Below are 10,048 nucleotides of genomic sequence, written 5' to 3'. Positions count from 1 at the left end.
GCGTGGAAAAACAAAATCAAAAACAAAGTCAAAACCCTGGGGGCAATCCCCCAGACCCCTTTTTTCTTTCAATAATTAAACCTGTAAGGTACCTGGGCAGTTGCAAAAAAAGTAACTACCCATAATACGAAGAGGGGTCTAAACGGTTACAACCCCCTATTTTCCAATACAAAACTTGGAAAACAAGTGGTCAAGCAAGGATTCAGAAATATTTTCACCCATCATTTCCGCCAATTTTTCAATTCCTTCCCGCACTTTGATTGCAACAAGCTCCAAATCGGCATGATGAATCAACATGCCTTCCGCCGTGATCAGACAGGAAAGAGTGCTTTTAAGGCATTCCCTTTGTCGATCATTAAAAGAGATAAATCCTTCGGATTCCTTTCCAAGATTTAATCGAATCATCATATTTTGTTTGACCCGTTCCAAATCTTCCGCCGACAAAGAACTGATGTACATGATTTTTTCATCTGAAATCGCGGATTCTGGAAAATGAATCAAAACTTCTGGAACCAGGTCGCACTTGTTGACAAGAATCAAATAATTTCTTTCCTCAATCTGTTGAAACAATTCAGTATCGTTCATGGTCCAGCCCATGACGCCATCGATCACGAACAATACCAAATCCGCCTCTTGGAGAATTTCCAATGATTTTTGCATTCCCATGCGCTCGATTTCTCCAGAAGTCGGGCGAATTCCGGCGGTATCGGTCAGTATCATTTGAAAATGATGAACGATGATTGTTTCCTGAATATAATCACGGGTCGTTCCAGGAAGATCGGATACAATGCTTCTTTGTTTACCGAGCAGGGCATTGAATAATGTCGATTTACCAACATTGCTTTGACCATGAATGACGCAATGGGGAGTTCGACGTGTCTGGTTTGCGTTGAAATTTTCCCTGAGCCAAGTTGAAATCATTTCACTGCTCTGAACAAGATCCTTGAGTAAACGATCCTGTGATAATGGATCAATATCGTCCTCGGGAAAATCGATTGTCGCCTCGATTTGTCCCAGAATGGAAAGGATACGCGATTTGATGTCAATAATTTTTTGAGAAAACAAGCCTTCAAGGTTTCCAAGATGTTGGCGGGCATGGTGTAAATTATTTGCGTGGATCAAATCTTGAATGGATTCTGCCTGGAGAAGATCTATTTTGCCATTCAAAAAAGCCCGTCGGGTAAATTCTCCTCTTCGGGCATGACGAAATCCCGAAGATAAAAGCGTGTCCAAAATGGCATCGATAATGACTGGAGCGCCATGACACTGTAATTCCACGGAATCCTCTCCGGTGAAGGAGCGAGGGCCGGGAAAATGAATCAATATAATTTGATCACATGGTTTTTCTTCAAGATCGACAAACGTGGCAAACCGGATGAAACGGGTATGAAAATGATGTTCATCAAGACAAGGGCGTATCAATTTTCTTATTTTTAGACCACATCCGCGACCGCTGAGACGAATGATGGCAATCGCCGATGGTCCCCAAGCGGTGGCTAATGCGCAAATGCAATCGTTATCAAGGTTAAGAAATGTACCCACGGTCAGTGATCCATTCAGGAAAATAGGTGAGATATTTTGTAACTCCCCAGGTGCCCCCTCCGGTTCGAGATTATTGAAAGAAAAAAGGGGTCTGGGGGATTGCCCCCAGGGTTTTGATTTTGTTTTTGACTTTGATTTTGTAACCCAGAGGGTACCTGGGCAGTTACGATATTTTTTCTGATATAATTCCAAAAAGTACTATTCCGCCGGTCCATTGATTGCGTTTAAAAATGGAAATCATTTCATTATCCGCCTTTTTTCGGGTCAATATAACCTGATGCAATAAATGTAGCAGTGATAAAAAACAAAAAAAATAATAAATAAACGAAAAATTTAATATATATCCGGATAGAAACCAGAAAAAAGAGGCAATAAGATAAAAAACTCCAACGGCGATCCATGAATGGTCGCCAAAAAAAAGTGCGGTTGATCGGATACCAATTTTTTTATCATCATTTCGATCAGCCATCCCATAAATGGTATCATATCCTGCGGCCCAAAAGACCGTTGCGAAGAAGAAGGTCCACGCTGGCCAATCAAGCGTATCCCGTACCGCAGCCCAGGCGATGAGGGCAGACCAGCCAAAGGAAATCCCAAGATAAAGCTGCGGGGCATCAATCAATCGTTTGGTCCATGGATAACTGAGAGCAAGGAAAGCACCAGGGATGCAGAGCAGGAGGGAGAAAAAATTGAGTTGCCAGGCAAGAGATAGAGCGATGGTCAACAGAAATATCAATAAAAATAGGGCATGCCGAACCGAAATTGCCTTTCGCGCCAAGGGACGTGAACAGGTTCGTTGCACATGGGGATCAAAGTCACGATCGGCCAGATCGTTGGCAACGCATCCAGCGGAACGCATGATGAATGTTCCCAGAATGAAAATAAACACAAGTTTATATTCAGGAAAGCCGGCAGAAGCACCCATCAACGACCATAAGGAAGGCCACAACAACAACCAGGTCCCAACCGGTCGATCCACACGCATGAGCAGCAAAGATTCACGAAGGATTGGATGGTGAATACGTTCAATCCAGGAACTTAACTTCATTGGATTTAATCCTTGGCGGCCAGGTGGGTGGAAAAATTTCCAGAATGCGCGCCAGCAGAACATCGTTGACAAGAAAAAATGATCGCCGGCACCAACAGGGACCCGATTTCCAGGAATCGGAAAAACGGGCCAGATTGTCAAGCGATAACACGTTGAGTTGCAAATGAGTTCGCGCCAATTGCCCCTTGTTGGCCATGAAAAGATAACCAAGAGGTTGGCTCCCTTCTCTGATGGAACGGTATTCCGCTTCCGGAATATTGTGCAGAACAATCTGCGAATGGGCAAAGACGAGTGGCGTGTCGTCAACCATCAGCCAGGCGTTGCGAATCAGGAGCGGAAAGTCTGACTCCAGCGGCAAAGGGTTGTTCCAGAAGTCGGGTTCCGAAGGCCAGCAAGTCACCCGGTGCTGGTTGATCAACCGCAATGTGACTTTGGCGCCGCAATGTTGTTCCAATCGTTGCGTCAGGGAACCACGCCAGGAAAGCAAATCCCGCAGGGACGAAACAAGGTTTCTCCCTTTCGTCGCAAGCAGATGTTCAGGCTCCTGCCAGGAATCAAGAAATTGAACTCCTGAAAATATTTGAGAGAGGGTATGATGTGAACACATGATCCGTTCGAACAAAATCTTGAACCGGCAGCCCGATCCATGGCATTGACATGGGTAGTCCATTGCAGGTCGCTGCCTTGAACCTGCTCCCTGAACGATGCAAAAGGTACCGATAATGATGAAACCACGTTTGTTCATCAAAGCCAATCTTGAAAATGGCCTGGAGATCGAGCTTGATCACGAAATGAGAAACTATCTGGTCAATACCCTGAGACGGGAGCGGGGGACGGAGGTTTTTCTTTTCAACGATCAGGATGATCAATTGGAATGGGAAGCCACCTTGGTGGAAACCCATCCCAGGGGACGATTGTTGGTTCATCATTCGGTGCATGTTTCACGTGAATCGCCTTTGAAGGTGACCCTGGTATCGGGATTGCTCAAGGGAGAGGCGATGGATTGGATCATCCAGAAGGCGACCGAACTGGGGGTTGACACCTTCATTCCATTGCAAACGGAAAGAACCGTCGCTCGAATCACGGAGAATCGCTGGCCGGCCAAGGAAAGACGCTGGCGCAAAATCGTGCAGGAAGCGGCGGAGCTGAGTCGTCGAGTGCGCTTGATGAAAATTCATCCACCTGTGATGTTGGAACAATTATCCGGATTGCTGCCACAAGGGCCGCGATGCCTGTTTTGGGAGGAAGATCAGGGACCAAGACTTCGTCTGCGCTCGTTGCCTCATCCTGGAACAAAGATTATCTTGATGATTGGTTCCGAAGGGGGATTTTCGGTCGAGGAAGTACGAAGGGCTGAACGGGAGATGGGGTTTCAATTGTTTTCGTTGGGTTCTCGTGTGATTCGCGCCGAGACGGCTGCCATTGCCGTCGTTGCCGCGGCACAAATCCTGTGGGGTGAATGATTGCCTTGAAAAAATACATCATTCCCGTTTCCTTGTTATTGATCATTCTCTTCTGGCTTGTCCGGTGGCAACCGGATCGCCATGACGTTCATACAACGACACAATTGGCCATGGGAACCCTGGTTTCCCTTTCCGTCTGGGGAACCAAACCAGAAAACGAAGAAAAAGTTTTTGCCGCGGTCTTCGAAAAAATTCGCCAGTTGGAAGCGGTGGCCAGCCGTCAGGATGTCAACAGTATCGTTTACCGCATCAACCATGCCCCTTCAGGAGAAAAATTTACCATTCCATCTGAATTGACACACATTGTTGCCAAGGGGTTGCAGGTGCATCTTCTTTCCGGAGGCGCCTTCGATCCCGGTCTGGCACATATTTCCGATCTGTGGGGATTTACCCAGGGGGTGCCCGAGGTGGAAAAAATCCCGGAAAAAAGATTGATCGATGCCTGGCTTGAAAAACGAAAACAATGTTTTGATTACGGGATCCATCTTAAACTTCCTGACAACGATTCCGATGGCCCCGGACTTCTTTGGCTGGCGGACGATTCCTTTGCCTTGGATCTGGGGGCCATCGCCAAAGGGTATATCCTGGATCAGGCGATGGCCGTCTTGAAACGCGAAGGAATCATCAATGCTTTGATCGTGGGTGGAGGAGACATGATCATTGCCGGGGCCAAAGGTGATCAACCCTGGCGAATTGGTATTCAACACCCCCGTGATCGCGACAAGGTCATGGCCTCGGTGGAAGTTTTGCAGGATATGGCCCTGGCAACCTCGGGGGATTATGAACGATTTTTCATGGCCGATGGCCAGAGGCAACATCATATCCTGGATCCGAAAACAGGCCACCCGGCACGGTCAGGATTGATTTCGGTTTCCATCCAGGCAAGGGAGGCGATGATTGCCGATGCCTTGAGCACGGCGGTTTTCGTCCTGGGGATGGAAAAGGGCAAGGCCCTGATCGAGCGTCTTGAAGGGGTCGAAGGAATGCTGGTTCAGGAAAATGGGGAACGTTGGAAAAGTTCACGTTTTCCAGGACAATGGTTGGAGGAATGAATCCTGGGAATTGGCGTTCATGTTTTCCATCAAGCGATCGGATCGTCGCCGCGGTTTCGGCATTGGGCATTGTCGCTGCCTGTCTGTGGACAGTCCTCGGTCAACCCGAACGGGTGGTCGTCATCCGTGATGCCCAGGGGCGGGAAAGCGTATGGCCGATCGATCGCGATTCAGTGCAAAAAATCGCAGGGCGCCTGGGACCGGTTACCGTCGAAATTCGTGGACAACGGGTTCGTTTGCTGGAATTGAACAGTCCACGTTTGATTGGTACCTTGACGGGATGGATTGAACGATCCGGTCAGGTGACGGCATGCATCCCTTGTGGCGTCCTTGTCCAGGTCAAAGGCAAAAAAATCGGACACAATTCCTCTTCCGATTCACATTACGATGGAATTGCCCGTTGAACAATTCAAGGTCCAGGGAATCCCTGTCCATCCGTCCGGAACTGTATGTGGTATATTGGGCAGCGGCTGCCGTGACGGCCCATCTTTTTGAAAGCGGTCTCCCTGTTCCCGGCCCATGGTTCAAGCCGGGATTGGCCAATATTTTTGTCCTGGTGGCCTGGTTTCAATTGGGATGGCGTGCCGCGGTCGGGGTGTCTCTTCTTCGGGTGTTTGCCGCGTCATTGATCCTGGGAACCTTCCTGTCACCTACATTCTTTTTAAGCCTTTCAGGGGCGATCGGTTCCTTGTTGGCCATGGGTCTCATGGAGACATTTCGCTTGACTCCAGGTCCAATAGCCCAATCCATCCCCGCTTCGATGGTACACATGACCGCCCAGGTTACCGTGGCTTATTTCATGATTCTTGACCATCCTGGAATTTTTTCTGCCTTGCCCTGGTTTCTCGTCGGTTCCTGGTTGACAGGATTTTTCAATGGTTGGATTGCCTGTTCGATTCTGCAACGACTTGAGGATAAAGTTTTGGATCATGAGGTTGTTTCGCCGTGATGGATCGACGCTTCATGGCGTCCCTGCTTGGGTCGCTCCTCCTTCACGCCCTGGTTTTCTGGCGGTTGAATGGTCCGGTGACGATTGAGACGCCACAAGAGGAAATCAAGTTTCTTCCCGTGGAGTTGATTCAATGGCCCATGGAACGATCGGTGCCAAAGCCACCTGAAAAACCTGATTTTCTGGCACAGGTCAATCATGAAACCGAAAAAAAACAAACCGTGCCACAACCTCCCGATCTGAATTTATCCGAATCGCGATCCAATCCCGATAACACCAATGAAACGATCGGAGATCGAAAAGATTTGCCGCCGCAACAAAAAATTGAGGAAATCCACAAAAAGGAAACGATTGAAAAAAAAACTGTCGAAAAGAAAACGATAGAAAAGAAAACGATTGAAAAAAAAGCACGGAAACGTGCCGAAAACGTTCCAGCTCGGCCATTGCTTCTTGATCCAACCTTGTCCGACATTAACCAATGGGAAGAGGAAAAAAATAATAAAAAATTAAACGAACCGCTCCGCGAACAAACATTGGATCTTAACACAACCCAGGTGGAATATGCCGTTTATTTTGCGCGATTGAAAGAACAGATCGAACAGGGATGGATCTATCCGGAACAGGCAAAAAGCGAACGTTTGGCGGGAAGCCTGCGTCTTAAATTTACCATCGATCATGCCGGTCATCTGGTATCCTTGAAAATATTGCGAAGTTCGGGTGTGACAATCCTGGATGAATCGGCGTTGAAGGCGATTCGCGCGACAGCGCCGTTTGCGCCGCTGCCGCGGGAATGGCAGTTGGAACGGGTTCATGTCACCACGACATTTGAATACATACGCAGAAACAGGACCTGGAAACCATGATCGCCACCGATTTTCCCTATGCCGAGCGATTGCTGAAATATTACGCCAAATCGGGACGACGGCTTCCCTGGCGTGGCACGAACGATCCTTATCGAATCTGGGTTGCCGAAATCATGCTGCAACAAACAGGGGTGGCGACCGTAACGGGCTACTACGACCGATTTTTGCAAAGATTTCCAACCGTCGTCCATTTATCCCAGGCAAGTCTTGATGAGGTGCGACGTGCGTGGCAGGGTTTGGGATATTATCGTCGGGCGGAAAATCTTCACCGTGCCGCCAGAATCATTCACGAAGATCGGGCGGATCGCTTTCCCGATACACTGGAGGGATGGCTTGTCTTGCCCGGAATCGGTCGCAGTACCGCCGCCGCCATTCTGGCCATTGGCTGGAATCAGCGGCATGCAATCCTGGATGGCAACTGCAAAAGGGTATTGTCGCGACTGATGGCCCTGGAAGAACCGGTGAACACCAGTGCCGGTGAGCGGAGTCTTTGGCGGGAGGCCACCCGGATCACCCCTGTGGACCGACCGGGGGATTATGCCCAGGCGATCATGGACCTGGGGGCGACGGTCTGTGTGCCAAAAGAACCCAGGTGTCATGAATGTCCCTGGTCCGAGGGGTGTCGCGCCCGAATGAATGGCAGTGCGGTGGATTTTCCCCAGAAAAGAAAGAGGGAAGCGGTTCCCCGATTCGGTCAGGTGGCGGTGTTGGTCCAGGGACCAGGGGAAAGCGTGTTGATGCAACGCCGACCGGAAGGGGGATTGCTTTCAGGATTGTGGCAACCCGTGTCCCTGGAGCGGCAGGACTTTTCACCGCGTCATCCGGAACATTCCCTTGTCGCGACCGCGGTGGCGCAACGATTCGCCATTACCTGCCGCGATATGGTTCATGTCGGTGCGGTACAACATCGTTTTACCCATTTTCATCTGACAGTTTGGGTCTATTCGTGTGTCCATGAAGGGGGCTGGCCAAGGGAAGAAGAGGTGATTTGGTGGTCCCTGGACCGTGGCGATCTCCCGATGTCTACTTTACACAGGAAAGTGATCGCTTTTTTATCCATTAATGATAAGCATCAAGGAGAAGGTCGATGAATAAAACCATAAAAAAAATGATAGGAATAATTTTTTTCCTGTTCTCATTTCAAGCCATCGCCAATTCCGACGTGGCGACAAACCTGGCGCTGAAGGATCTTTCAGGGAAAACGCTTCGATTGGCCGAATACAAGGGCAAGATTTTGGTCGTCAATTTTTGGGCGACATGGTGTCCGCCCTGTCTGGAAGAAATACCCGATTTGATCCGTTTTCAAAATACCTATGGCAAAAAAGGGGTCCAGGTCATCGGCATCAATTATCTGGAACGGGCCGATGAGGCGCGGCTCAAGGAATTTGTCGCGCAGCACGGGATCAATTATCCCATCGTCCATGGTCAGAACGAACAGATCGAGCAACTTTCACGGGCCATGGGTGGGGTCTATGGTCTGCCGGTCACCAAGATTCTCGATCGGAATGGAACCCAGGTCGGTTCGTTTGTCGGTGGTTTGACAGCGGAACAACTGGGCGGATTCGTTCAATCCATGTTGTGATGGAGACGATGAAGATGGAAGAAAATGGCACAATCATTGTCTGGAGCAACGCTCCCGATCGGGCAACCGCCGAAAGGATCGCCCGAGGCCTGGTGGAACGACGGCTGGCGGCGTGCGTTCATGTTCTTCCCGCCGGGGTATCGATCTATCGTTGGGAAGGGGAGATCCAACAGGGGGAGGAATGGACCCTGATGATCAAAACGGCAGGGGACCGGGCCGGGGAGGTCATGACGGCCATCGGCGACATGCATCCCTACGACATACCCGAAATTCTTGTCACCCCGGTGATTGCGGGGCTGGAAACGTATCTTTCCTGGATCGGCAACGAAACACATTGAACCTGGGAGTCGGATCGAATGGATGTGAGTATGACAACGGCAGTGGCTGCCGGATTTCTTTCCTTCGTTTCTCCCTGCGTCCTTCCTCTGGTACCCGCCTACATCAGTTACATGTCGGGGGTATCGGTCGATGGGTTGCGGGGCAGGGAGGGGAACAGTCCCGGATTGCGGGCCGGCATCACCAGTCTGTTCTTTGTTCTGGGTTTTTCGACGGTTTTCATTTTGATGGGGGCCTCCGCGACCGTCCTGGGGGGCCTTCTGCAAAGCAATATCCGGATCCTGTCCCAGGTTGGGGGGATCCTGATCATCCTGTTCGGATTGCATACGATGGGGGTGTTCCGCATCGGTCTGCTGAACATGGAAGCCCGATTCAATGACATCGGCAAACCGGCGGGGTTGCTGGGGGCCTATGTCATCGGACTGGCCTTTGCGTTTGGATGGACGCCGTGCGTCGGGCCGATTCTGGCTGCCATTCTGGCGTTGGCGGGCGGGCGGGACAGCATCGGCGAGGGGATCGCCTTGCTGGCCGCTTATTCGGCGGGACTGGGGTTGCCGTTTGTCCTGGCGGGATTGTTGACGCACCTGTTTTTCGGCTTTTTTCAGCGAATGCGCGGATACATGCGCCTGGTCGAATGGATTTCCGGGCTCTTTCTGATCATCGTTGGCGTTATGATTTTCTTCGGTGATTTCAATAGGTTGTCCATAATTTTGTTGCAATGGTTTCCCTTCCTGGCAAACGTTGGTTAGAAAAATCGCAAAGATTTTTCGATTTTTTCAAATTTTCTGTTGACGGTTCGGAAATGGTTTGGTACATTCGCGCTTCCTTGGTGAGACGGACTGAAACGGCAACGCCGAACGTAGACAGATGAAAGTGGCAGCCGGTTCTGGATGGTAATGATCACGAAGGAACGTTCTTTGACAATCTGGTGTAACCATAGGTGTGGGCGCATGACGTGCGTCAACGAACCCTGGCCTTGAAGTTTGAAGAGTCCAGGGGAGAAGAAGCAAAGAATGCGTTCACATCAGGTAGAGACAAAGGTTAAGTTCTTGTTTTTCTCCGGGAGGAGAGGAACAGGAAGCAGGAACCAAGTCAATTACCAAATGAGTGAATGCGAGCGTCCCTTTGAAGCCATTTGAGAAGATGGACTTTGAAAGGGGACAGTAAGAGCGAGACGAAAGCTCCTAAGGGAGATAAATTAGGAGAGTTTGAT

At 49.8% G+C, this 10,048-nt stretch carries 12 protein-coding genes; 9 read left to right on the top strand and 3 right to left on the bottom strand.

Annotated elements, in window-relative coordinates; genetic code table 11:
* Positions 1-156: 156 nt before the first annotated feature.
* The 3 genes from mnmE to HQL76_17575 all read right to left on the bottom strand — a co-directional run bounded on the left by mnmE (position 157) and on the right by HQL76_17575 (position 3,197).
* Positions 157-1,542, bottom strand: coding sequence for a tRNA uridine-5-carboxymethylaminomethyl(34) synthesis GTPase MnmE (mnmE, locus tag HQL76_17585; protein MBF0110981.1), 1,386 nt, complete (start codon positions 1,540-1,542; stop codon positions 157-159).
* A gap of 163 nt (positions 1,543-1,705) precedes the next feature.
* Positions 1,706-2,590, bottom strand: coding sequence for a 4-hydroxybenzoate octaprenyltransferase (gene ubiA, locus HQL76_17580; protein ID MBF0110980.1), 885 nt, complete (start codon positions 2,588-2,590; stop codon positions 1,706-1,708).
* Entirely contained in the window at positions 2,568-3,197 is a 630-nt protein-coding gene (locus tag HQL76_17575; GenBank protein MBF0110979.1) for a chorismate lyase, read from the bottom strand. The genes ubiA and HQL76_17575 overlap by 23 nt, the downstream gene beginning before the upstream one ends.
* Positions 3,198-3,312: 115 nt before the next feature.
* Between HQL76_17575 and HQL76_17570 the strand changes: the two genes are divergently transcribed.
* The 9 genes from HQL76_17570 to HQL76_17530 are packed head-to-tail and all read left to right on the top strand — an operon-like array spanning position 3,313 to position 9,584.
* Positions 3,313-4,053 (top strand): 16S rRNA (uracil(1498)-N(3))-methyltransferase, encoded by a 741-nt coding sequence (locus HQL76_17570; GenBank protein MBF0110978.1) that lies wholly within the window; start codon positions 3,313-3,315, stop codon positions 4,051-4,053.
* The gene (locus tag HQL76_17565) at positions 4,050-5,105 is read left to right on the top strand and encodes an FAD:protein FMN transferase (GenBank protein MBF0110977.1); all 1,056 of its coding nucleotides are present in this window, start codon (positions 4,050-4,052) and stop codon (positions 5,103-5,105) included. The genes HQL76_17570 and HQL76_17565 overlap by 4 nt, the downstream gene beginning before the upstream one ends.
* Complete coding sequence (locus HQL76_17560; GenBank protein ID MBF0110976.1) at positions 5,102-5,509, top strand: NusG domain II-containing protein; 408 nt, start codon at positions 5,102-5,104, stop codon at positions 5,507-5,509. The genes HQL76_17565 and HQL76_17560 overlap by 4 nt, the downstream gene beginning before the upstream one ends.
* Positions 5,506-6,054 (top strand): Gx transporter family protein, encoded by a 549-nt coding sequence (locus tag HQL76_17555; protein ID MBF0110975.1) that lies wholly within the window; start codon positions 5,506-5,508, stop codon positions 6,052-6,054. The genes HQL76_17560 and HQL76_17555 overlap by 4 nt, the downstream gene beginning before the upstream one ends.
* Before the next feature lie 14 nt (positions 6,055-6,068).
* On the top strand, positions 6,069-6,917 hold the full coding sequence (locus tag HQL76_17550; protein MBF0110974.1) for an energy transducer TonB: 849 nt from the start codon (positions 6,069-6,071) through the stop codon (positions 6,915-6,917).
* Positions 6,914-8,008, top strand: a complete 1,095-nt coding sequence (gene mutY, locus HQL76_17545; GenBank protein ID MBF0110973.1) for an A/G-specific adenine glycosylase — start codon at positions 6,914-6,916, stop codon at positions 8,006-8,008. The genes HQL76_17550 and mutY overlap by 4 nt, the downstream gene beginning before the upstream one ends.
* Complete coding sequence (locus HQL76_17540) at positions 8,005-8,499, top strand: TlpA family protein disulfide reductase (protein ID MBF0110972.1); 495 nt, start codon at positions 8,005-8,007, stop codon at positions 8,497-8,499. The genes mutY and HQL76_17540 overlap by 4 nt, the downstream gene beginning before the upstream one ends.
* 14 nt (positions 8,500-8,513) lie before the next feature.
* The gene (locus HQL76_17535; GenBank protein ID MBF0110971.1) at positions 8,514-8,837 is read left to right on the top strand and encodes a divalent-cation tolerance protein CutA; all 324 of its coding nucleotides are present in this window, start codon (positions 8,514-8,516) and stop codon (positions 8,835-8,837) included.
* A gap of 18 nt (positions 8,838-8,855) precedes the next feature.
* Positions 8,856-9,584 (top strand): cytochrome c biogenesis protein CcdA, encoded by a 729-nt coding sequence (locus HQL76_17530; protein MBF0110970.1) that lies wholly within the window; start codon positions 8,856-8,858, stop codon positions 9,582-9,584.
* Positions 9,585-10,048 lie beyond the last annotated feature (464 nt).

It is taken from the genome of Magnetococcales bacterium (genome assembly GCA_015228815.1).
Taxonomy (GTDB): Bacteria; Pseudomonadota; Magnetococcia; order Magnetococcales; family UBA8363; genus UBA8363.
Note: the sequence above shows the minus strand (reverse complement) of the source record. Positions and strands in the feature narration are given on the sequence as shown.